General features: G+C 54.8%; 22 protein-coding genes and 2 pseudogenes. 13 read left to right on the plus strand and 11 right to left on the minus strand.

Features of this window, described 5'->3' with window-relative positions; all coding sequences use genetic code 11:
- Positions 1-20 precede the first annotated feature (20 nt).
- Positions 21-920 (minus strand): annotated as a pseudogene (locus GUC22_RS15230) (LysR family transcriptional regulator).
- A gap of 121 nt (positions 921-1,041) precedes the next feature.
- Here GUC22_RS15230 and GUC22_RS15235 point away from each other — a divergent pair.
- Together GUC22_RS15235 and GUC22_RS15240 are read left to right on the plus strand one after the other, a co-directional pair.
- Positions 1,042-1,746, plus strand: coding sequence for an SDR family NAD(P)-dependent oxidoreductase (locus GUC22_RS15235; protein ID WP_024359437.1), 705 nt, complete (start codon positions 1,042-1,044; stop codon positions 1,744-1,746).
- A 214-nt stretch (positions 1,747-1,960) separates the two neighbouring features.
- Complete coding sequence (locus GUC22_RS15240; protein WP_004139568.1) at positions 1,961-2,206, plus strand: YmjA family protein; 246 nt, start codon at positions 1,961-1,963, stop codon at positions 2,204-2,206.
- A 97-nt stretch (positions 2,207-2,303) separates the two neighbouring features.
- On the opposite strand, the gene ompW is transcribed toward GUC22_RS15240, so the two are convergent.
- A complete protein-coding gene (ompW, locus tag GUC22_RS15245; protein ID WP_160183610.1) occupies positions 2,304-2,942 on the minus strand; it encodes an outer membrane protein OmpW in 639 nt (212 codons plus the stop codon).
- 313 nt (positions 2,943-3,255) lie between these two features.
- Between ompW and GUC22_RS15250 the strand changes: the two genes are divergently transcribed.
- The 4 genes from GUC22_RS15250 to yciA all read left to right on the plus strand — a co-directional run bounded on the left by GUC22_RS15250 (position 3,256) and on the right by yciA (position 7,500).
- Positions 3,256-3,999 carry a YciC family protein gene (locus GUC22_RS15250; RefSeq protein ID WP_004121298.1) on the plus strand — a complete coding sequence of 248 codons (744 nt, stop codon included), beginning with the start codon at positions 3,256-3,258 and terminating at the stop codon, positions 3,997-3,999.
- Between the two features lie 52 nt (positions 4,000-4,051).
- Complete coding sequence (locus GUC22_RS15255) at positions 4,052-4,591, plus strand: septation protein A (protein ID WP_004101360.1); 540 nt, start codon at positions 4,052-4,054, stop codon at positions 4,589-4,591.
- A gap of 230 nt (positions 4,592-4,821) precedes the next feature.
- Positions 4,822-7,002: a TonB-dependent siderophore receptor gene (locus GUC22_RS15260; protein WP_160183611.1), complete on the plus strand. Its 2,181-nt coding sequence runs from the start codon at positions 4,822-4,824 to the stop codon at positions 7,000-7,002.
- 99 nt (positions 7,003-7,101) lie between these two features.
- Positions 7,102-7,500 (plus strand): acyl-CoA thioester hydrolase YciA, encoded by a 399-nt coding sequence (yciA, locus tag GUC22_RS15265; protein ID WP_004121302.1) that lies wholly within the window; start codon positions 7,102-7,104, stop codon positions 7,498-7,500.
- Positions 7,501-7,532: 32 nt separating this feature from the next.
- On the opposite strand, the gene GUC22_RS15270 is transcribed toward yciA, so the two are convergent.
- Positions 7,533-8,069 (minus strand): YniB family protein, encoded by a 537-nt coding sequence (locus GUC22_RS15270; protein WP_004138185.1) that lies wholly within the window; start codon positions 8,067-8,069, stop codon positions 7,533-7,535.
- Between the two features lie 130 nt (positions 8,070-8,199).
- Here GUC22_RS15270 and hxpB point away from each other — a divergent pair, with 130 nt between their 5' ends.
- The 4 genes from hxpB (at position 8,200) to GUC22_RS15290 (ending at position 11,986) form a co-directional block, all read left to right on the plus strand.
- Positions 8,200-8,868, plus strand: a complete 669-nt coding sequence (hxpB, locus tag GUC22_RS15275; RefSeq protein ID WP_024359438.1) for a hexitol phosphatase HxpB — start codon at positions 8,200-8,202, stop codon at positions 8,866-8,868.
- 148 nt (positions 8,869-9,016) lie between these two features.
- Complete coding sequence (gene kduD, locus GUC22_RS15280; RefSeq protein WP_154929937.1) at positions 9,017-9,778, plus strand: 2-dehydro-3-deoxy-D-gluconate 5-dehydrogenase KduD; 762 nt, start codon at positions 9,017-9,019, stop codon at positions 9,776-9,778.
- Positions 9,779-9,869: 91 nt separating this feature from the next.
- A complete protein-coding gene (locus tag GUC22_RS15285) occupies positions 9,870-10,460 on the plus strand; it encodes a metal-dependent hydrolase (RefSeq protein ID WP_004138197.1) in 591 nt (196 codons plus the stop codon).
- Between the two features lie 134 nt (positions 10,461-10,594).
- Complete coding sequence (locus GUC22_RS15290) at positions 10,595-11,986, plus strand: L-cystine transporter (protein ID WP_004138198.1); 1,392 nt, start codon at positions 10,595-10,597, stop codon at positions 11,984-11,986.
- A gap of 74 nt (positions 11,987-12,060) precedes the next feature.
- Here GUC22_RS15290 and cedA read toward each other — a convergent pair whose 3' ends face one another.
- The gene (gene cedA / locus GUC22_RS15295) at positions 12,061-12,300 is read right to left on the minus strand and encodes a cell division activator CedA (RefSeq protein ID WP_251883762.1); all 240 of its coding nucleotides are present in this window, start codon (positions 12,298-12,300) and stop codon (positions 12,061-12,063) included.
- A 196-nt stretch (positions 12,301-12,496) separates the two neighbouring features.
- Here cedA and katE point away from each other — a divergent pair, with 196 nt between their 5' ends.
- Positions 12,497-14,755: a catalase HPII gene (katE, locus tag GUC22_RS15300; RefSeq protein ID WP_024359441.1), complete on the plus strand. Its 2,259-nt coding sequence runs from the start codon at positions 12,497-12,499 to the stop codon at positions 14,753-14,755.
- Between the two features lie 40 nt (positions 14,756-14,795).
- Here the strand turns inward: katE and chbG are convergent, their stop codons facing one another.
- The 7 genes from chbG to osmE all read right to left on the minus strand — a co-directional run bounded on the left by chbG (position 14,796) and on the right by osmE (position 20,740).
- The gene (gene chbG / locus GUC22_RS15305) at positions 14,796-15,554 is read right to left on the minus strand and encodes a chitin disaccharide deacetylase (protein ID WP_004138201.1); all 759 of its coding nucleotides are present in this window, start codon (positions 15,552-15,554) and stop codon (positions 14,796-14,798) included.
- A 12-nt stretch (positions 15,555-15,566) separates the two neighbouring features.
- A complete protein-coding gene (locus GUC22_RS15310; protein WP_004138202.1) occupies positions 15,567-16,913 on the minus strand; it encodes a 6-phospho-beta-glucosidase in 1,347 nt (448 codons plus the stop codon).
- A gap of 102 nt (positions 16,914-17,015) precedes the next feature.
- The gene (gene chbR / locus GUC22_RS15315) at positions 17,016-17,840 is read right to left on the minus strand and encodes a transcriptional regulator ChbR (protein WP_004138205.1); all 825 of its coding nucleotides are present in this window, start codon (positions 17,838-17,840) and stop codon (positions 17,016-17,018) included.
- A 27-nt stretch (positions 17,841-17,867) separates the two neighbouring features.
- Positions 17,868-18,215 (minus strand): PTS N,N'-diacetylchitobiose transporter subunit IIA, encoded by a 348-nt coding sequence (gene chbA, locus GUC22_RS15320; protein WP_004138207.1) that lies wholly within the window; start codon positions 18,213-18,215, stop codon positions 17,868-17,870.
- A gap of 53 nt (positions 18,216-18,268) precedes the next feature.
- Positions 18,269-19,627, minus strand: a complete 1,359-nt coding sequence (gene chbC / locus GUC22_RS15325) for a PTS N,N'-diacetylchitobiose transporter subunit IIC (RefSeq protein WP_004121341.1) — start codon at positions 19,625-19,627, stop codon at positions 18,269-18,271.
- 168 nt (positions 19,628-19,795) lie between these two features.
- On the minus strand, positions 19,796-20,116 hold the full coding sequence (chbB, locus tag GUC22_RS15330) for a PTS N,N'-diacetylchitobiose transporter subunit IIB (RefSeq protein WP_004101340.1): 321 nt from the start codon (positions 20,114-20,116) through the stop codon (positions 19,796-19,798).
- 285 nt (positions 20,117-20,401) lie between these two features.
- A complete protein-coding gene (gene osmE / locus GUC22_RS15335; protein ID WP_004121344.1) occupies positions 20,402-20,740 on the minus strand; it encodes an osmotically-inducible lipoprotein OsmE in 339 nt (112 codons plus the stop codon).
- Between the two features lie 230 nt (positions 20,741-20,970).
- Between osmE and nadE the strand changes: the two genes are divergently transcribed.
- On the plus strand, positions 20,971-21,798 hold the full coding sequence (gene nadE / locus GUC22_RS15340) for an ammonia-dependent NAD(+) synthetase (protein ID WP_024359442.1): 828 nt from the start codon (positions 20,971-20,973) through the stop codon (positions 21,796-21,798).
- 102 nt (positions 21,799-21,900) lie between these two features.
- Positions 21,901-22,760 (plus strand): annotated as a pseudogene (gene cho, locus GUC22_RS15345) (excinuclease Cho).
- Positions 22,761-22,793 lie beyond the last annotated feature (33 nt).

Below are 22,793 nucleotides of genomic sequence, written 5' to 3' on the forward strand. Positions count from 1 at the left end.
CGCACTTGTGCGGGCTTTTTTTATGGCTGCCGACACTCTCTGCGCACCAGCTGCCTTAGCCAGCGATGCGCTAATTCATGCTCCTGGCGAGGATGCCACATTTGTGACACCGTTATCTCCGGCGTGCTCACCGGGAGGGGAAAACCGATCATCTCTTTTCCCGCCGCGCTCTGCAGGCAGGAGGCCGGGACAACGGCGATAAGTTCAGCATCCCGGGCAACGGCCAGCGCGGCGGAAAACGCAGGCACCACCGCGGCAATTCTGCGGCTCATTCCATATGCCGCCAGCGCTTCATCAACCGGCCCGCTGATCGCCCCGCGACGGGAGGCTATGACGTGCCCTACGGAAACAAATTGTTCTCGCGACAGTTCGGCAAAGGCGGCTAACGGGTGGTTTTTTGCCAGCGCGGCGACAAAGCGATCGCGAAACAGCGCCTGCAGGCGGATCTCAGGCCCCATATTTTCCAGTACGCCAATTTCCAGGTCCACCCGCCCCTCGCGTAAAAATCGGGCATCTTTCTCCGGCTTCGCGACAAACTCGAGCGTCACGCCCGGCGCTTCTCGTGCGACAGCGTTCACCAGCGCCGGGCCAAAAACGTCTATAAATCCCTCATTGGTACGTAACGTAAATCGCTTCTCAAGGGTCGATAAACTCAGCGGCGCAGGCGAAGCGTTGAGCACCGCGCGCATCTCAGTGACGACATTTTTTGCCCGCGCCTGCAGACTTTCCGCATGGGGAGTCAGCACCATTTTTCACCCGGCCCTGACCAGTAGCGGGTCGCCGGTTACCTGCCGTAAGCGCGCCAGCGTGCGGCTCATCGCCGACGCGCTAAGCTCAAGCCGCTTTGCCGCCCCGGCAACGCTCTTCTCGCTCAACAGTACATCCAGCGCAGTCAGTAAATTAAAATCGGGATCGGTCATCTTTTCTCCACTCCGGGATAGGGCGTCTGATGCACTTTATTATTGCAAATGCTGCGCCTTCCGCCTGCTACAGCACCGGCCTATATTTATCCCATCATTTATTTACGCCGGAGTGATACCCATGGCCGCTTCCACTAAAACAGTATTGATCGCGGGCGCTTCACGCGGGCTTGGGCACGCCATGGCTGAACAGTTTCTGCTGCATGGCTGGCAGGTCATCGGCACCGTGCGCGATCTCTCGCAAACCACGCCGCTGCATCATCTGGCCCGGACGTATCCTGGACGGGTTCGTATTGAGGCGCTGGATATTTGTGATAATGACGGGATCGCGGCGCTGCGCGAAACGCTTAGCGATAACATACTGGATATGCTGTTCGTCAACGCGGGCACCACCAACCGCGATCCGACACAAACCATCGGCGAAATCGCGACGGAAGAGTTTATTCATGTCATGTTGACCAACGCGCTCGCGCCGATGCGGGTAATAGAAAGTCTGCAAGATGTCGTGTTGCCGCAGGGGCTGATTGGCGTTATGTCTTCAGGACAAGGCAGTTTGAGCAATAATACCGGCGGACAGCGCGAGCTGTATCGCGGGAGTAAAGCCGCGCTGAATATGTTTATGCGCAGTTTTGCCGCCCGCCCTGCCTGCGTATCGCATCCCCTGGTGGTCATGGCGCCGGGCTGGATCCGCACGGCCCTCGGCGGCGAGAATGCCCCACTCACCATTGCCGAGACCATCCCCTCGCTGGTGAACGTCCTGCTGGAAAAACAAAACCGCCCCGGATTAGAGTATCTGGATTATCGAGGATGTCGGGTACCGTGGTAATAGTTTTATGCGTATTAATGGCGTGCTGACGGGTTCAGGGCAGTCAATTTTGGCTTTTTACGCTATTACCCCCGATGACGGGGAGTTTCCGCGCCCGTTGCGTATGGTGTGGGCTCGGCATGCGTTTTTCTGGTCGTTCCTGAGCTAAAGCCCGGCAGGAGTGATATTATTCAGGCCAGAAAATGCAGGCACAACGTCAATCGGGGAGCGATTTATGCACGAGGAAGTACCACTGAAATATTACGACATTGCGGATGAGTATTCGACCGAGTCCGCTGAGCCCGTCAGCGAGTCGGAACGCGATCCTCTGGCGCGCTATTTCCAGCTGTTGATTACTCGCCTGATGAATAACGAAGAAATCAGCGAGCAAGCGCAGGGAGAGATGGCCGTACAAGCGGGCATCGATCGCCAGCGCATTGATGATATCGCGGTATTTCTGAATAAATGGGGTAATGAGTAGCCGTTACTGCAGCCGCTCCGGGGGAGGCTTAAGCAAATCCGCCACGCGTCAGAAAGCGTAATAAAGCTGGTCATTGCGACCAGCTTTATCCGGGACTTTAGAACCGGTATCCCGCGGAGAACATAAACACCCACGGATCCAGACGAATACTGTCGTGCTGCTGCGCGCCCGCCAGCTTATAGTTGGCGGTGGTGTCGATATCCATGTACCACACCGACATGTTAATCAGCCAGTCGCGGTTAATCAGATAGTCCATCCCCACCTGCCCTGCCGCTCCCCAGGAGTCTTTCAGGCTCAGGTCAGAGATACCGGTTTTTTTACCCGTATCGTTCATGCTCTCATCGAAGAAGGTCGTGTAGTTGATACCCGCGCCAATGTAAGGACGCAGTTTGCTGCTCGAATCGCCAAAGTACCACTGCGCCATTAACGTCGGCGGTAAATGGTGAACGGTCGCAATATTGCCGGTTGCCGCGGTCCCGACTTTATGCCGGAACGGCGTGGCGGCCAGCAGTTCAACGCCTATGTTATCGGTTGCCATATAGGTGAATGTCAGACCCAGTTGCGTATTGTTGCTGACGTTAAAGCCCCCCAGGCTGCCTAACGTACCGCCCGCGCCTTCGGTCGGCCTGACCGTGGCCGAACCCGCGCGAATAAAAAATTCACCGGCTTCATGCGCCCAGACGCTGCTGCCGGAAAGACTGCTCAGAATAACAACCGCCGCTGCTAACTTTTTCATACCCACTTCCTCATTATGGTTATTCAGCGCAAGAATATACATACAAAGAGGTATGTTTGATCCAACATAGATCACATTAAGTCGGCAAATTTAACATTTATTGATCCAGATTAATTTTCACTTTCTCAATACAATCAGTGATAAGCGTGTGGTATCAAGTTTCTTCCATTATGGTCCTCCAGACAGCGCTTCGCTGATTTCCTCTTCTATTTACAAAGATATACTTAGCGCGCAGCAGCAGAGACTGCTACCCAGCCGCGATTTGCGGTACAATCGCCGGCTAGTTAACACCTGCAATACTCAAGGAGAATGCATGTCTATCACGGCAAAGTCCGTCTACCGTGACACCGGGAACTTTTTCCGCAATCAGTTCGTTACTATCCTACTGATTGCGCTGCTATGCGCGTTCATTACGGTAGTACTTGGCCATGCCTTTTCACCCAGTGAAGAACAGCTGTCGATATTAAGCCAGGGCGATAGCCTGGCGGGTAGCGGCGGGCTGTTTGAACTGGTTCAGAGCATGACGCCTGAGCAGCAGCAAATCCTGCTGCGAGCCTCCGCGGCCTCCACTTTCTCCGGTCTTGTAGGCAACGCCATCCTTGCCGGCGGCGTTCTGCTCATGATTCAAATGATCTCCGCCGGTCAGCGGGTCAGCGCCCTTCGCGCGATCGGCGCTTCCGCGCCGGTGCTGCCAAAGCTGCTGCTGCTGATCCTGCTGACGACGTTTATCGTGCAGATGGGGATGATGCTGGTGGTGGTGCCTGGCGTCCTGCTGGCTATCGTGCTCTCTTTCGCACCGGTTATGCTGGTGCAGGATAAAATCGGCATTTTCAGCGCCATGCGTGGCAGTATGCGTCTGGCCTGGGCCAACGTGCGTCTGGTGGCGCCGGCGATTATCGGCTGGCTGCTGGCGAAAACGCTGCTGCTGCTGTTTGCATCGAGCTTCGCGGTCCTGACGCCGAACGTTGGCGCGGTGGTAATAAATACCCTCAGTAATCTGATCTCTGCATTGTTGCTGATCTATTTATTCCGCTTGTATATGCTTATTCGCAACTAACTTAATCCGGGGCGGGCTATTTCTGCCCCGATCTGAACGACGGAATCGATGTATGAAGCAGTTTCTGGATTTTTTACCGCTAGTAGTCTTCTTCGCATTCTACAAGCTATATGATATTTACGCCGCCACAACCGCGCTGATTATCGCCACCGCCATCGTGCTGATCTACAGCTGGGTACGCTATCGCAAAGTCGAAAAAATGGCGCTCATTACCTTCGTCCTGGTCGCCGTATTCGGCGGATTGACTATCTTCTTCCATAACGACGAGTTTATTAAATGGAAGGTAACGGTTATCTACGTGCTGTTCGCCAGCGCGCTGCTGTTTAGCCAGTGGGTGATGAAAAAACCGCTGATCCAGCGCATGCTGGGGAAAGAGCTGACGCTGCCGCAGCAGGTGTGGTCGCGGCTCAATCTGGCCTGGGCGGTATTTTTTATTCTTTGCGGGCTGGCGAATATCTACATCGCTTTCTGGCTGCCGCAGAATATCTGGGTCAACTTCAAGGTCTTCGGCCTGACCGCGCTGACGCTGGTCTTCACCCTGCTGAGCGGCGTTTATATCTATCGCCATATGCCGCAGGACGACAATCATTAAGCTGCCATTCTCCCGGCACGCAGCTCTGCGTGCCGTCTTCCCCCTTGATCTACTGTTATGCTCTCTGAACAGGATTAAAAAACCGTTTTCTTCATGATATCTGCCGGATCACGGAAAGTTGCGGCAAATGTGAGGATTTTGTGGAGATTAACGCAGTGTTATTGTAATGATAATTATTATCATTGATATTCTCGATCTCAATTTCACCCGCTTTTATAGGGATATTTATCATGAGACCGCAGAAACAGCACATAACCACTCCCCTCACTCTGGCCATCGCAGGCTTGTTCAGTCCGGCTGGCTTTGCCGAAGAAGTGGAGCAGGATACCGAAACCATGGTGGTACGGGGAACCGCCGAAGAGGCGCTGAAGCAGCAGCCGGGCGTCTCGATCATCACCGCGGAAGATATCGCCAAAGATCCGCCGGTTAACGACCTCTCAGAAATTATTCGTAAAATGCCCGGCGTAAACCTGACCGGCAACAGCGCCAGCGGCAGCCGCGGCAACAATCGTCAAATAGATATTCGCGGTATGGGGCCGGAAAACACGCTGATCCTTATTGATGGCGTGCCCGTCACTTCCCGCAATTCTGTGCGCTATAGCTGGCGCGGCGAGCGCGATACCCGCGGCGACAGCAACTGGGTGCCGCCGGAAATGGTGGAACGCATTGAAGTTCTGCGCGGCCCTGCCGCAGCGCGCTACGGCTCAGGCGCCGCGGGCGGCGTGGTCAATATCATCACCAAACGCCCCACCAACGACTGGCACGGCTCGCTCTCGCTCTATACCAATCAGCCGGAAAATAACAAAGAAGGCTCCACTAACCGGGCTAATTTCAACCTCAACGGACCGCTGGCCGGGGATGCCCTGACCATGCGTTTATACGGCAACATTAACAAAACCGAACCCGACGCCTGGGATATTAACCGCGCGCAAAATGGATCTTATGCCGCGGGCCGCGAAGGTGTGCGCAACAAAGATATTAACGCCCTGCTGTCGTGGAAAGTCACGCCGCAGCAGATTATCGATTTTAGCTACGCCTATAGCCGGCAGGGCAATATCTATGCCGGCGATACCCAGTATAGCAACAGTAATATGAGCCCCAATGGCCTGGTGGATACCCTCTACGGTCAGGAAACAAACCGGATGTATCGACAGACCTGGGGGCTGACCTATAACGGGATCTGGGACTGGGGCCAGTCGAAGGCGGGCGTCTACTACGAAAAAACCAACAATACCCGCCTGCAGGAGGGTACTACCGGTCGCGTGGAAGGGATGATCAATAGCGATGTTTATGACACCAGCCGCCTGGAGTCGTGGCGCTCAACCGCCGAGGTGAATCTCCCCTTCAACTGGCTCGCTGAACAGACCCTGACGCTGGGCATGGAGTGGAATCGCGATGAGCTGAACGATCCGGCGTCCATGCAGGCCACCACCACCACGGATGCGCTCCCCGGGGTGTCCGGCGATCCTTCACAACGCAGCCCCAAGAACAGCGCCACGCTGACCGGTATCTATCTCGAAGACAATATTGAGGCAACGCCGGGCACCAATATTATCCCGGGTCTGCGCTTCGACTACCATAACGACTTCGGCAGCAACTGGAGCCCGAGTCTGAACCTGTCGCAGGATCTGGGGGATATGTTTAAGGTCAAAGCAGGTATTGCCCGCGAGTTTAAAGCGCCGAATCTGTATCAGTCGAGCGAAGGCTACCTGCTTTCTACGCGCGGAAACGGCTGCCCGATAAGTATTGCCGATGGCAACTGCTATCTTTTGGGTAACCCGGATCTCGACCCGGAAATCAGTATCAATAAAGAGATTGGTCTTGAGTTTAATCTCAACGGTTACAACGCTGGCGTCACCTGGTTCCGCAACGATTACAAAAACAAGATTGTCTCCGGCACCGAGGTGCTGGGTAATACCGCCAGCGGAGCGAATATCCTGCAGTGGGAGAACGGCGGGAAAGCGGTCGTCGAAGGCCTTGAAGGCACGCTGCTGGTTCCGGTTATTGCCGATACGCTCAGCTGGCGCACCAACGCCACTTATATGATCAAATCGGAAAACAAAGATACCGGAAACCCGCTGTCCGTAATTCCGAAATACACCATCAATACCCTGCTTGACTGGCAGGTGACCAGTAAGTTTTCGGCGAACGTCAACTGGACCCTGTACGGTCGGCAGAAACCGCGCGAATATGCGGAAATTCGTAATGAAAACGGGGTGCTGGCCACCAATGAAGTCGGATCTTATTCCGTGGTGGGTATCGGCGGCAACTATCAGCTAATGAAAGACCTGCGCCTGAACGCCGGGATTAGCAACCTGTTCGATAAGCAAATTTATCGTGAAAACGAAGGGGCTTCGACCTATAACGAACCAGGCCGCGCCTACTACGCTGGCGTCACGATCTCCTTCTGACCCTTCACGCCCGCTATCGCGGGCGTATTCCCTATTCTCTCGACGCCATTTTCATAGTAGCATCGCGCCTGATCATCTTTGACTAGTACAGAGTATAGAATGACAACAACAGATCTTGCGCCGAAGGGCGAATTGGTTTTACGCACCCTGGCGATGCCGGCGGACACCAACGCTAACGGCGATATTTTCGGCGGCTGGCTGATGTCGCAGATGGATATTGGCGGCGCCATTATGGCCAAAGAGATTGCCCACGGCCGCGTCGTGACCGTCCGGGTCGACGGCATGACCTTTTTACGCCCGGTGGCGGTTGGCGATGTCGTATGCTGCTACGCCAACTGCGTGAAACGCGGCAACACGTCGATAACCATTAATATGGAAGTGTGGGTCAAGAAAGTATCGTCTGAGCCTATCGGCCAGCGCTATAAAGCGACCGAAGCGCTGTTTATCTACGTCGCGGTGGATAATCAGGGCAAGCCTCGCGCCCTGCCCGCCCTGTAATGCAGCCGGCCCGGCACAACCGGGCCGATCGTTTACAGAAAACCGAGTAAAGAGAAGAAGAAGTAGCCCAGTACAATAATGACCACCGGCAAAACGTAAAGCGGAAAATACTGCACCAGGATGGTATGACGCGGCACCACCACGCGTTCGGAGATTTGCTCACGCGTCAGCCCTTCGGCCCCTTTCGCCTGCTCCAGAATCAGCTGATCCTCCACGCCTTCGCGCAGAAATTTCGCCTGGCGCCCCATCCGCGCCCCGGACGCCTGCAGCGCCATGCCGACAAACACCAGAATATAGATGATCCAGAAGCCAATGTTCATACCGTGCTTAAAGTCCGGCAGCGGCGAGTTGTACCAGAAGAAATTGAGGAACGGCGTATTAAAACGCATCATCTCAATCATCACATGAGCGAAGTCCATCATCACCGCGTCAATGCCCGGTTTTTTCTCACTGTGCTCGTACATAAACTTCAGCACGGAAATCAGCGTCGAGATAACCGCCGGGATAAATACCACCCACCCCAAAATACGTTTAAGTACTGCAACGCGTCCAGCTTGTTGATACGTCATGGGTTCCCCTTGTTAAGACGCCTATCCACTCTAAGTCTACCTTCGTCGGCGAATTTCGCCCAATAATGCGCGGTATGATATACCATGAGTGCCGATTCGTTATCTATTTACGCTACAAGGAGAGGGACTTATGTCAGCCAGGCGCCAGATTCACGCCGCGATTTTTGATATGGATGGTTTACTGATTGATTCCGAGCCGCTGTGGGATAAAGCAGAGCTGGAGGTGATGGCAAGCCTGGGGGTGGATATCAGCCGCCGCCATGAAATGCCGGATATTCTGGGGCTGCGCATCGATTTAGTCGTCGACCTGTGGTTTGCCCAGCAGCCGTGGAAAGGCCCGGATCGCGCGGAAGTCACCGCGCGGATCATCAATCGCGCCATCCAGCTGGTGGAAGAAGCGCGTCCGCTTCTTCCCGGCGCGCGCCAGGCGGTAGCATTGTGCAAAGCCCAGGGGCTAAAAATCGGCCTCGCGTCGGCATCGCCGCTGCGGATGCTGGAAAAAGTCCTCACCATGTTTGAACTGCGCGACCAGTTTGACGCCCTCGCTTCCGCCGAAATGCTGCCGTTCAGCAAACCGCATCCGCAGGTGTATCTGAACTGCGCCGCCAGTCTTGGCGTCAGCCCAATGAACTGCGTGGCGCTGGAAGACTCGGTCAACGGTATGATTGCCAGCAAAGCAGCGCGGATGCGGTCTATCGTGGTACCGGAAGCGGAAAACAGCCGCGACCCGCGCTTCGTGCTGGCTGACGTGAAGCTTGCTACGCTTGAGTCCCTCACGCCGGGCGACCTGCTCGGTTAATCCTGCCGGTGATGATGGGAGAGCGGCATCATCCCATCACCACAAAAATAAAACACCGTTTCATTTTTAATTGTTTTTTCCTCTTCCGCCCTCTATGCTTATCTCAACGGCGTTATTTGACGCATGAAATCAGCATACAGAGGTGCATATGGTACTGAACGCCTTTGACCTTGCGGGCAAGGTCGCCATCGTGACGGGTTGTGATACCGGGCTGGGCCAGGGAATGACGTTAGGCCTTGCGCAGGCCGGGTGCGATATCGTCGGCGTGAATCGCCGGATCCCCCATGAAACCGCAGAAAAGGTGCAGACGCTGGGCCGCCGCTTTACCGCTATCCAGGCCGATCTGAGCCGGCAGGATGAGATTGAAGACATAGTGACTCAGGCCGTGGCCGTCATGGGCCGGGTCGATATTCTGGTCAACAATGCGGGAACCATCCGTCGCGCCGATGCGCTCTCCTTTAGCGAAAAGGACTGGGACGACGTGATGAATCTGAATCTGAAGTCGGTGTTCTTCCTTTCGCAGGCGGTCGCCCGGCAGTTTATCCAGCAGGGTGACGGCGGGAAAATCGTGAACATTGCCTCAATGCTCTCGTTTCAGGGCGGTATTCGGGTGCCATCCTACACTGCGTCAAAAAGCGGCGTACTGGGCATCACCCGCCTGATGGCCAACGAATGGGCCGGGCATCGCATCAACGTTAACGCGATTGCGCCGGGGTATATGGCGACCAATAATACCCAACAGCTGCGCGATGACGCCGAGCGTAGCAAAGCGATCCTCGACCGTATTCCGGCCGGGCGCTGGGGGGTTGCGGATGATCTCCAGGGGCCGGTCGTCTTCCTCGCCTCCAGGGCGGCGGATTACATCAGCGGCTATACCCTGGCGGTGGATGGCGGCTGGCTGGCGCGCTGATGATTTTGTGACAAAGAGTTACACCGTCACCTCTTTCGCACACTGTATAAAAACCCTATACTGTATGAATTGACAGTTTAGGGTTTTTATCATGACGGCGGAAGGCCACCTCCTCTTTTCTATCGCCTGCGCGGTATTTGCGAAAAATGCGGAATTAACGCCCGTGCTGGCCCAGGGCGACTGGTGGCATATTGTTCCTTCCGCCATCCTGACCTGTCTGCTGCCGGATATCGATCACCCGAAGTCATTTCTCGGCCAGCGCTTAAGCTGGATATCAAAACCGATAGCGCGCGCCTTCGGCCATCGCGGCTTCACCCATAGCCTGCTGGTGGTTTTTGGCGCGGTCGCGATTTTCTCATTGAAAGTGCCGGAAAGCTGGATAGTTCCGGCAGATGCGGTTCAGGGTCTGGTTCTGGGCTATCTCAGCCATATTCTCGCCGACATGCTCACCCCAGCGGGCGTTCCGCTGCTCTGGCCCTGCCGCTGGCGTTTTCGTCTGCCCCTCCTCGCGCCGCGCAAGGGCAACCAGCTGGAGCGCGCGCTGTGCATGGCGCTGTTCATCTATGCCGTGTGGATGCCGCAAAACGTTGCCGAAAACAGCGCCGTTCGCTGGTCATCGGATATGATTAATTCGCTGCAAACTACCTTTAATCGCTTTATTAGCCACCAGTCTGGGCGATAAACCAGCGAATTAATCAATTAGTTATAATCAATTCCATTTGAATATAAGTAACGAATTACGCCTTCTGCTACCCTTGCCGTCATAAGAGTTGGTTATTGACCAACCTGGTTATAAAAGTTATCAGGAGAACGGGGATGAACTTTCCATTAATAGCGAACGTTGTCGTGTTCGCGGTTTTACTGTTGGCGCTGGCCCAAACCCGGCATAAACAGTGGAGCCTCGCTAAAAAAGTGCTGGTCGGTCTGGTTATCGGCGTGGTTTTCGGCCTGGCGCTACAGCTTATCTATGGTTCCGACAGCCAGGTGCTGAAGGACTCTATCCAGTGGTTCAATATCGTCGGTAACGGCTATGTTCAGCTGCTACAGATGATCGTCATGCCGCTGGTTTTCGCCTCGATTTTGAGCGCGGTGGCCCGTCTGCACAATGCTTCGCAGCTGGGTAAAATCAGCTTCCTCAGCATCGGTACCCTGCTGTTCACTACGCTGATTGCGGCGCTGGTCGGGGTACTGGTGACCAATATGTTTGGCCTCACCGCCGAAGGTCTGGTTCAGGGCAGCGCGGAAACCGCCCGCCTCAACGCCATTCAGAGCAACTACGCCGGTAAAGTCGCGGACCTGAGCGTCCCGCAGCTGATCCTCTCTTTTGTGCCGAAAAACCCGTTTGCCGATCTGACCGGCGCGAACCCGACATCGATTATCAGCGTCGTTATCTTCGCTGCGTTCCTCGGCGTCGCGGCGCTGAAGCTGCTGAAAGATGACGTAGCGAAAGGCCAGCGCGTACTCACCGCCATCGACACGCTGCAGAGCTGGGTGATGAAGCTGGTACGCCTGGTGATGCAGTTAACGCCGTACGGCGTACTAGCGCTGATGACCAAGGTGGTTGCGGGCTCTAACCTGCAGGACATCATCAAGCTCGGCAGCTTCGTTATCGCCTCTTATATTGGTCTGGGCATCATGTTCGTGGTGCACGGTCTGCTGCTGGCGGTGAACGGCGTGAGCCCGCTGAAGTACTTCCGTAAAGTCTGGCCGGTGCTGACCTTCGCCTTTACCAGCCGCTCCAGCGCCGCGTCGATTCCGCTGAACGTGGAAGCGCAAACGCGTCGTCTGGGCGTGCCGGAGTCTATCGCCAGCTTCTCCGCCTCGTTCGGCGCCACCATCGGCCAGAACGGCTGCGCGGGTCTTTATCCGGCGATGCTGGCGGTAATGGTCGCGCCAACCGTCGGTATCAACCCGCTCGATCCGCTGTGGATTGCAACGCTGGTAGGCATCGTGACCGTCAGCTCCGCCGGCGTCGCGGGCGTAGGCGGCGGCGCGACCTTTGCCGCCCTGATCGTCCTGCCAGCGATGGGCCTGCCTGTCACGCTGGTGGCGCTGCTGATCTCGGTGGAGCCGCTCATCGATATGGGCCGTACCGCGCTGAACGTGAGCGGGTCTATGACCGCCGGTACCCTGACCAGCCAGTGGCTGCGTCAAACCGATAAAACTATTCTCGATAGCGAAGAAGATGCCGAGCTGGCGCACCGCTAAGCTGATGCCATCTTCAGGTTATCAAAACAAAAAACCGCTGAAATATCAGCGGTTTTTTTATTTCCCCTGCAGCCTCAGTCGTCAATTTCGCCTTCCTGCCTCATTTGCGTCGCCCAGCGCTGCGCCGCTTCCGGCACGTTAAACGGTGGGGAACGGCGAAAGTGTTCATCGATCAGCACAAAGGCAACGTACTTACCCCGCAGAGCCCAGACGTCGCGAAAACCATCCATTTTGACGGCGTGTTCCGGCGGCGCAGGCTCCACTCGAGGCACGTAGCTAATGACCTGACGATTTTGTTGGCGAAGTGGTTTCATCACAAATAGATTCACTAAACACAGCGGGAAACGGAAACCCTTATCATAGCCGAAAGCGCCCCCCTTCGTCGCCCCCTGCTTGCGGCCCTTTAGTAGCAAAACTCTCATAAAAATATGTTCTTGAAATGATGTTCTACAATTAGAAGGGTTTTGGTTTAGCAATGACCATTTTCAGTAATGAAAGCAGGAGCACGCAATGTCTGATAAACACCCTAACCCACAACCCCATCAATCACCGGTTCACGATGACCGGGAAGCAAAACCTGGTCTGGATGCCCTGGCCCCCGAAGACCAGAACTGGCGGCCCACGCCGCATCCCACTGCTCCAGGCGAAGAGCCGACCGCGCCGGGCAGTATGAAAGCCCCGGATACGCACAGCGAAAAGCTTGATGCCCTCGAAAAACATCGCAAAGGCGGTGAGGATTTTGCCCTCACCACCAACCAGGGCGTTCGCATCGCTGACGATCAAAACTCGCTGCGCGCGGGTAAACGCGGCCCCACGCTGCTGGAAGATTTTATCCTGCGTGAAAAAATCACCCACTTCGACCACGAGCGCATTCCGGAAAGGATCGTCCATGCCCGCGGCTCCGCTGCGCACGGCTATTTCCAGGCGTACAGCGATTTAAGCGACATCACCAAAGCCGATTTCCTCTCCAGCCCGGAGAAAAAAACGCCGGTCTTCGTCCGCTTTTCAACCGTTCAGGGCGGCGCAGGCTCCGCCGATACGGTCCGCGACATCCGCGGTTTTGCCACCAAGTTTTATACCGACGAAGGGATTTTCGACCTGGTCGGCAACAATACGCCGATCTTTTTTATCCAGGATGCGCTCAAATTCCCTGATTTTGTTCATGCGGTGAAACCTGAGCCACACTGGGCCGTCCCGCAGGGGCAAAGCGCGCACGACACATTCTGGGATTATGTCTCGCTACAGCCGGAAACGCTGCATAACGTGATGTGGGCGATGTCCGACCGCGGACTGCCCCGCAGCTACCGCACGATGGAGGGCTTCGGCATCCACACCTTCCGCCTGATTAACGCGCAAGGCAAAGCCACCTTCGTACGTTTTCACTGGAAGCCCGTGGCAGGCAAAGCGTCTCTGGTTTGGGACGAGTCGCAAAAGCTGACCGGTCGCGATCCTGATTTCCACCGCCGTGATTTATGGGAAGCAATTGAAGCCGGCGATTATCCTGAGTACGAACTGGGCTTACAGCTGATCCCGGAAGAGGACGAGTTTGCTTTTGATTTCGATCTGCTGGATCCCACCAAGCTGATTCCGGAAGCGCTGGTCCCGGTGCAGCGCGTCGGTAAGATGGTCCTCAATCGCAACCCGGATAACTTTTTTGCCGAAAACGAACAGGCGGCGTTCCATCCTGGGCATATCGTTCCGGGGATAGACTTCAGCAACGACCCGCTGCTTCAGGGCCGACTCTTCTCCTATACCGATACGCAGATTAGTCGCCTCGGCGGGCCGAATTTCCATGAAATCCCGATCAATAAGCCCACCTGCCCGTACCATAACTTCCAGCGCGACGGCATGCACCGGATGGATATTGATACCAACCCGGCAAACTACGAGCCCAACTCCATTAACGATAACTGGCCGCGGGAGACGCCGCCGGCCGCCAAACGCGGCGGCTTTGAATCCTATGCCGAGCGGGTTGACGGAGAAAAAATTCGCCAGCGCAGCCCCTCGTTTGGCGAGTACTACTCTCATCCCCTGCTGTTCTGGCGTAGCCAGACGCCTATTGAGCAGCAGCATATTATCGACGGCTTTAGTTTCGAACTGAGCAAGGTCGTCAGGGAGTGGATCCGCGAGCGGGTGGTCGATCAGCTGGCGCATATCGACCTGCAGCTGGCTCAGGCGGTGGGCAAAAATCTGGGGATTGAGCTCACCGACGAGCAGCGCAGCATCACCCCGCCGCCGGATGTTAACGGCCTGAAGAAAGATCCGACCTTAAGCCTGTACGCCATTCCCAGCGGCGACGTTAAAGGCCGGGTGGTAGCGGTACTGCTTAACGATCGGCCGGTCGCGAAAGAGCTGCTGGCGCTGCTGAAGACGCTGAAGGCGCACGGAGTACATGCCAAACTGCTCTATTCCCGAATGGGTAAAGTGAAGGCCGATGACGGTAGCGAGCTTCCGGTGGCCGGAACCTTTGCCGGGTCGCCCTCGTTAACCGTCGATGCGGTTATCGTTCCCGGCGGCGATCTGCAAAGCCTGAGCAACAACGGCGATTTCCACTATTACCTGCTGGAAGCCTACAAACACCTGAAACCGATTCTTCTGGCAGGCGATGCCCGGCAGTGTAAAGCGCCACTGCAGATTGCCAGCCAGGGTGAAGAAGGCGTTGTTGAGACGGATGCCATTGATAGCCAGGCGCTGGATGAGCTGATTACCCTGATGGCGGCGCATCGGGTGTGGTCAAGAAGCGCCAAAATCGCCGCGATCCCGGCATAAAAAAGATGCCCGGCAGAAATGCCGGGCTTTTGACTTGCCTTTATACATCGCGATAGGTTCCGAGCCGGTAACCGCGCTCGGTAATCGCCGATTTTAGCGACTCGCTCGTCAGCACATCCAGCTCGGTCAGACGCGGATAGCAATAGGCGCTGCCCATAATCGTGTTATCCACGAACGCCGGATGGCACATTACCTCCAGCGACGTCTCACCGCGGCGGATAGAGGCATCCAGGGTTTGCAGAAACAGCGCTTCCGAAACCCCTTCCCCGTAAAACTCGCTGGCGAACCCTTCGCTGCTGCGCGCCGCATCCTGCGCCAGGCCTGACAGCGTCGCCAGCTGACGGTCGATCCGCAGCGCCACGCCCTTCTCGCGGGCGAACGCCGCGACGATGGGGTAGATCTGCGCGATCATATGCACATGGTGATGGCTGTCGATATGCGTCGGTTCATGGCCAAACAGCTCGACAAAGCGCTGATACTGCTGCTCCAGTTCGTGGGCGATTTCGTCCAGCGGCAGGCTGTCCTCTTCCGCCATCTGCCAAATCCACTTACCGAGGCGCCCTTCGCGGGTTAGCCCCGGCATCGCCGATAGCGGTTCGCCCAGCGTCAGGACAAAATGCATCCCCACCGCCAGTTCGGGGACGCAGCGGCTAAGCTGGGCAGCGTGGCTAATCGCCGCGCCGTTGACCAGCGCCGTCGTGGAGGTGACCACACCGTTCTTGCAAGCTTCGATAATGCCGTAGTTTTGCCCCCTGCTGAGGCCAAAATCATCAGCATTGACGATTAACACGCGTTCCATGAGCCGCTCCCGTTACTGTTTCAGTTTTTCGATAGTCGCCGCAAAGTTTGGCAGCCACTGCTCGTGCGCGAGGATCATCTCCCGCGCCAGCTTTTCAGCATCGCGATCGGAGTGGATCAGCGGGCTTAGATTAAGCGCCAGCAGCACATCGTCCAGTTTACCGCTGATAGCCGCTTCGCTTGCCGCGACTTCAAAACCTTTAATGGTGTAAATCAGACCCAGCACCTTCTCATCGAAGTGCGTAATGCGCGGCGTCGGTTTGGCGCCATCGCGACCCAGCGTACAGGTCATCTCTACCGCCCAGTCGGCCGGGATATTATCGACGTGGCCGTGATGCGGCACGTTAACGTAATGCTCGGCCTGCTTATCATTGTAAATGGCGTTAATCACTTCACAGGCGGCGTCGGAGTAATAGGCCCCGCCGCGCTGCTCCAGCTCTTTCGGTTTCACGTTAAGATCCGGATCCTTATAGAGCTCGAAAAGCTGTTTCTCAACTTTCTGCACTACCTGCGCGCGCGCGCCGCCTTTGTAGTACTCGCCCATTTCAATCGCCAGCATCTCTTTTGGCTTAAAGTAGTAGAGCAGATAGGAGCAAGGGATCAGGCGCAGCGACCGGAGCAGCCCTTCGCTAAACGGCAAATCAAAGATATTTTTCACCGAGTTTGCGCTCAATCGACCCGACGCTACGCCGTCAAGCAGCTCGTCAAAGCGTGAAACGCCGTTGACCAGCACATCGCGAACAAACACCAGATGGTTCAGACCAAACAGATCGATATTGAGCTCATCGCTCGGAGCCAGCTTCAGCACGTCGGTGATAAACATCTTCATGCCGATAGGAATATTGCACACGCCGATAAAGCGCTTAAAGCCAGTATGACGATACACCGCTTCGGTTACCATGCCCGCCGGGTTGGTAAAGTTAATCACCCAGGCGTTCGGACAGACTTCCTGAACATCTTTCACAATGTCAAAAATGACCGGAATGGTGCGCAGACCTTTAAACAATCCGCCCGCGCCGTTGGTTTCCTGGCCTAAATAGCCGTGGCTCAGCGGGATACGCTCGTCCTTCTCGCGCGCCTTAAGCTGGCCAACGCGCAGCTGGGTGGTGACGAAATCGGCGCCTTCCAGCGCCGCGCGGCGATCCAGGGTCTTATAGACTTTCATCGGAACGCCGGCTTTTTCCACCATGCGCTGGCACAGCGCGTGGATAATATCGAGCTTTTCCTGCCCTTCCGCGACATCCACCAGCCACAGTTCGCTAATTGGCAGTTCATGATAACGCTTCAGGAATCCTTCCAGTAATTCCGGGGTATAGCTGCTGCCGCCGCCGATTGTCACTACTTTCAATTTCTGGCTCATTATTTTCTCCCTTGCGGATAGCGCATATGCGGCACCCGCTCTCCGCGTAAATACGGACAGTTAATTTGAATATTTAGACCGCGCGGACTATTCCGCGCCCGGTTAATTAATACTGGTGAGGTGTTTCCGATAGCTGCTGGGGGTAAAGGAAGTCAGCTTCTTGAATGTTTTAATAAACAGACTTGGGCTACTGTACCCCGACTCATAGGCGATATCGGTCACCGAGTAGTTGGTTATCTCTAACTGTTTCTTCGCGAAGTTGATGCGAATATCGTTAATCATCTGCATCGGCGTTTTGCCATAATATCGCTGGGTTGCGCGGGTTAAGTACTCCTGCGTTTTACCGGAAAGCTCAACCATATTTTCCAGCGCCCCCTCGCCAAATTTAAGCTTATCGTGCATACCCTCGACGGTATTTTTCAACCACTGCGGAATAACATCTTCGGTAGGCTCTTCACGATAGTGCCGCAAACGATTCAGGGTGTAAAAAGACACCAGTTCGATAAATTCGTCAAATTCAGTTTCGCGAAAATTCAGTGATGCAATAACCGACTCAATATAACTGAGAAAAGTACTTTTAACGGCATAGACCTGAGAGGCGACGAGACCAAACGGCAGCAGCGGCAGATAGTGTTTCTCAAAGAAACTTTTGCTGATACCGACGTTAAGAATGCGCGTCGCGCCAAATTCATAAAAACTCTGGTGATGCGACCCCATTGGGATAAAGACAAAATCCCCGCGCTCCAGCAGCACCCGCTTGCCATTAATAACCTGATAATAGCGCCCGGTTAAAACGATGGTGTATTCGTAGTAATCATGCTGGTGAAGCCCGCTTACGCTCTCCGTTTTGTTGTAGATGACCACATGAAAGTTCTTGCCGTTAAAGAGTTGTTGCTCCCGGGCGGTACTGATTTCAGTGGTCATCATCTTTGGCTGCCTCATCGTGTCGATGACCTATTGTACCTTCTCGTGCAGCTCAATCAATTCGGCAACCAGCTCACGAGCCAGCATTGAGGTCATCAGATGATCCTGCGCATGAACCAGCACCAGACTCACCTTCATTTTGCCCTCGCCCTCATCGCTCTCAATCAGCTGCGTCTGCACAAGGTGCGCTTCGCTCAGCGCCATGCGCGACTGTTCCATCATCGCTTTGGCCGCCGCGAAATCTCCCTGCTTTGCCTGCTTCAGCGCGGCATAAGCCAGGCTACGCGCTTGTCCGGAGTTGATAATCAGCCCCATCACCACCTCTTCGAGGTCGTTTACCGCGCTCTCTTCTGCTGCGATGTTATCCAGATCAAACATAATGACTCCCTTATTTCCTGGACGGTACGGGAAACCTCCCGTACCGCTTAATATTAGAATTTCAGTGCGTTAGCGATATCTTCTTCGCTCTCTTCCTGCTCAATAACGCCCTGCGCTTTGTTAGAAATCACCACAAACGGCAGGTAGACCAGGGTGGATACGGCAAGGTTGAACAGGGCCAGCAGCAGGGCCGCGACGCTACCGTTGGTGTTAAAGAAGGCGCCTAAACCGGTCGGCATGGTCCACGGCGCGATATTGGTAATCGGCGGGATGATGCCCAGGGTGTAAGCCGTCATGGTGATAGCCGCCAGCAGAGGCTGAATCAGAATGAACGGGATAAACATCACCGGGTTCATAATAATCGGCAGGCCGAACAGGATGGGTTCGTTAATCTGGAAGATGCCTGACGGCAGCGCCAGTTTGGCCACCTGACGATGATCCTCACGACGTGAAGCGATAAAGATGGCGATGATTAAGCCCAGAGTCGCGCCGGTACCACCAAGGAAGATGTAGGAATCAAGCATCGGCTTGGCCCACATATGGAAGCTCTTACCCGCGGCCAGCGCGGCCTCGACGGAACCGTACTGCTGGTAGGTTGCGATGTTTTCCAGCGCCCACGGCGTCATGATCCCGCTATCCAGCGCCGACAGCGCCAGCGACCCGTGTACGCCGAAGAACCACAGCAGCGAGGTGAAAATAACGTATGCCCAGCCTACGACGGCGCCCATTGAGGCCAGCGGCGTGGAGATCGTGTCCATGATGATCTGGTGGAAGTTAGTCCCCCAGTGGGTCAACGCCCAGGAGATAATCCCCATTATCGAGAGGATAATGAATGCCGGGATAACCGCCGAGAATGAACGGGAAACCGAAGCCGGCACGCTGGACGGCAGCGTAATCACCCAATTGCGATGTACGATAAAGGTGAACATCTCGGCAACGACCAGACCGATCACAATACCGGAAATAATATTGGCGCCGCCTAACCAGTTAGCGCCAACGGCGTAGGCTTCACCGACGCTATAAGGCGTGACGGTCATAAATGCCGCCACGGCCAATAAACCGGCGGCCATCGGGTCCACTTTACGCTCTTCAGCTAACGCGGAACCGATGAAGAAAGGCGCCATTAGCGACATAATGCCGAGCGTACCGTTATAAACGTTACCGCCAATAGCTTTAAAACCGTTGAGCGTTTCTATGGTGGAGGCATCCAGACGGATACCCATTGAATAAAAGAAGGAGCCGTCGCCGAAACTCAAAAATACGTTGTTAATTAAAACAAACATTGCCCCAGCTAGCGTCAATGGCATTAACTTAATAAAGCCGTTTTTAATTGCGTTGACGTGGGGCTGCCTTCCTATTTTGACGGCAAAAGGAAGGAGTACCTTTTCAAGCGAGTCAATCACTTTACTCATAATAAATACCCTTTAAGGCCGCAATATAATCATTGCGGCAATGATAGATGAAATTACTCTTTGACGGGAAAATAAACTCTGGGTATTTCGGACAGCAAACAGCTAAAACACACCCTCACGAAATTTTAACCGCTGCTATCCGAAATATGTCGAGTTTTAAAATAAAAATTATTGTGCAGCAGCTTTCTTAATGGCCGCAACGGCCGCTTTCAGAACACCTAATCCATCGATCTTACCGTACAAAACAGAATCAATGACTTCTACGGGTTTATTGGGTAGTAAACGCTGAATATCCGGCAACATATAGGAAATTTGTGGGCCTAATAATACGACATCGGCATCAGGACCTTTTTCACCGGCCAGGGTCTCCGGAAATGCTTCAATAATCACCGGCACTTCATACTTCTCGGCCTGGGCGCGCATTTTCGATACCAGCAGTGATGTCGACATCCCAGCAGAACAGAACAGGTAGATATGTTTCTTTTCCATGAACGCTTCCTCAATTTGTGTGACCCGGTCCTCCCGGCATCATGGATGCCTGAGAGGCGGTAAGAGATGTTTCTTTGAATTAGTATTGTTTATGCATTGAGTATACGGCATCGTTCAGCGCCAGGATAATTCCTCCTTGAACAGAATTGTCTCTCATTGACCTCGCGTTTTGACTGCCTTCACATTTCCCTCAAATAATTCGCGCAATTAAATAAGCATCAGAGTTCACAAAAAAGCCCGACCAATGGTCGGGCTTACGTAGAAATCAGCGTTACGGCTGGGGTATTACTTACTGTTGCGCGGATCGGTATCGTACTCGGCGCAGGTCTGATAACCGGAATTTATCACGTGGCCAGTATCGTCCAGGGCGACAAAGTAGGTTTCAATTTTACCATCGCGTTGACCCAGGATGTATGTCTGGCAGGTACCGCGCGCGTGGATCATGGTAACTTCTGATGAAGGTTTACCAGCAATCTGCGCAACCTGGGCGCGGCTCATGCCTTTTTTAACGTCTTTGACCACCGGCTGAGTGAACTGATCTTTGGTACGGTCATAGGCCGTACAGCCTGCCAGCATGGTCAATACAGCTGCTGCGCCCAGAAATCCTGCAAAATGCTTGTTCATGTTCCGTCCTCTTTTTTTTGGCGTGTTAATAAGCCTGGAATAAATATCGTTATTTTTCAAGCCGAAGGTGGAAATGAAACGAAATTAAGAGCTTTCCAATAATAAATCCCCTCTTGTTGCGGTTGCCTGCTTTTGCTTCACTCAAAATTGTGATCCTTGTCGTTTTACCGGCAAAGAGGTAGGTTAAACCTCTGCTGATTGGCAAACAGATTTACTTCCCGGAGGGCGCAATGACGCTACAACAAGAGATTATTCAGGCGCTGGGCGCAAAACCCCAGATCGATGTCGAAGCCGAGATACGCCGCAGCGTAGATTTTTTGAAGTCCTACCTGCAAAAATACCCCTTTATTAAATCGCTGGTCCTCGGCATCAGCGGCGGCCAGGACTCTACGCTCACCGGTAAATTGTGTCAGTTGGCCATCAACGAACTGCGCGCCGAAACCGGCGACAGCAGCCTGCAGTTTATTGCCGTGCGCCTCCCGTACGGCGTGCAGGCGGATGAACAGGACTGCCAGGACGCTATCGCATTTATTCAGCCGGATCGCGTATTAACGGTCAATATTAAGGGCGCCGTGCTGGCCAGCGAGCAGGCGCTGCGCGAGGCCGGGATCGAACTTAGCGACTTTGTTCGCGGTAATGAAAAAGCCCGCGAACGCATGAAGGCGCAGTACAGCATCGCCGGAATGACCCACGGCGTAGTGGTAGGCACCGACCATGCGGCGGAAGCGATCACCGGGTTCTTCACCAAATACGGCGACGGCGGTACCGATATTAACCCCATCTTTCGCCTCAACAAACGCCAGGGCAAACAGCTGCTGGCCCATTTAGGCTGTCCGGAGCATCTGTATAAAAAGCTGCCGACCGCCGATCTGGAGGACGACCGCCCTTCACTGCCCGACGAAGTGGCGCTGGGCGTGACCTACGAAAATATCGATGACTATCTGGAAGGCAAAACGCTGGACGAGAAAATCGCGAAAACGATTGAGGGCTGGTATCTGAAAACCGAACATAAACGCAGACCGCCGATTACCGTCTTCGACGACTTCTGGAAAAAGTAATCCCCTTCTCCCCTCGCCCCGACGCCTCGGGGCGATTTTTTATCCTTTTCGCCTCTCCCTCCGGCTGCTATACTGGATAAATAAACAGCATCAGGAGCAAAAGTGGCAAGAAGGCAATCCGCCCCGCGTCTCGAATTTGAAGCGGCGGCAATTTATGCGTATCCCGAACATCTGCGTCCGTGGCTTGAGGCGCTGCCTAAACAGCCGGGCGTCTATCTCTTCCACGGCGAAAGCGACACCCTGCCGCTGTATATTGGTAAAAGCGTGAACATCCGCAGCCGGGTGCTGTCGCATCTGCGCACGCCCGACGAAGCGGCCATGCTGCGCCAGGCGCGGCGTATTACCTGGCAGCGGACGGCTGGCGAACTCGGCGCGCTGTTATTAGAAGCGCAGCTGATTAAAGAACAGCAGCCGCTATTCAATAAACGACTGCGGCAAAACAGGCAGCTGTGCTCATTACGCCTTGCTGACGACCGTCCTCAGGTGGTTTACGCCAGCGAGCTGGATTTCTCACAGCAAAGCGATCTCTATGGCCTGTTTGCAAATCGCCGCGCGGCGCTGCAGGCGCTGCAAAAAATCGCCGATGAGCATCGCCTTTGTTACGGATTAATGGGCCTTGAACCGCTCAACCGCGGGCGCGCCTGCTTTCGCTCCGCCCTGGGCCGCTGCGCGGGGGCCTGTTGCGGGAAAGAGAGCGTTGAAACGCACCATCAGCGGCTGCGCGAGAACATGCAAAAGATGCAGCTGGTGTGCTGGCCGTGGGCCGGAGCGATCGCGCTGGAAGAGAGCAGCGATGATATGACGCAATACCACATTATTCAAAACTGGCTGTGGCTCGGCGCGGTAGCGTCCCTGTCACAGGCATCATCGCTCACGCGCCTGTCGGCCAAATTTGACCATGACGGTTATAAAATATTGTGCAAGCCGCGCTCAGCGGCCGCTATAAGCTCCATCCCCTGTGAAGCGAATGTAAGCCCCGATTCGCTATCGGGGCA

The organism is Klebsiella sp. MPUS7 (assembly GCF_009905335.1).
Classification (GTDB): domain Bacteria; phylum Pseudomonadota; class Gammaproteobacteria; order Enterobacterales; family Enterobacteriaceae; genus Klebsiella; species Klebsiella grimontii.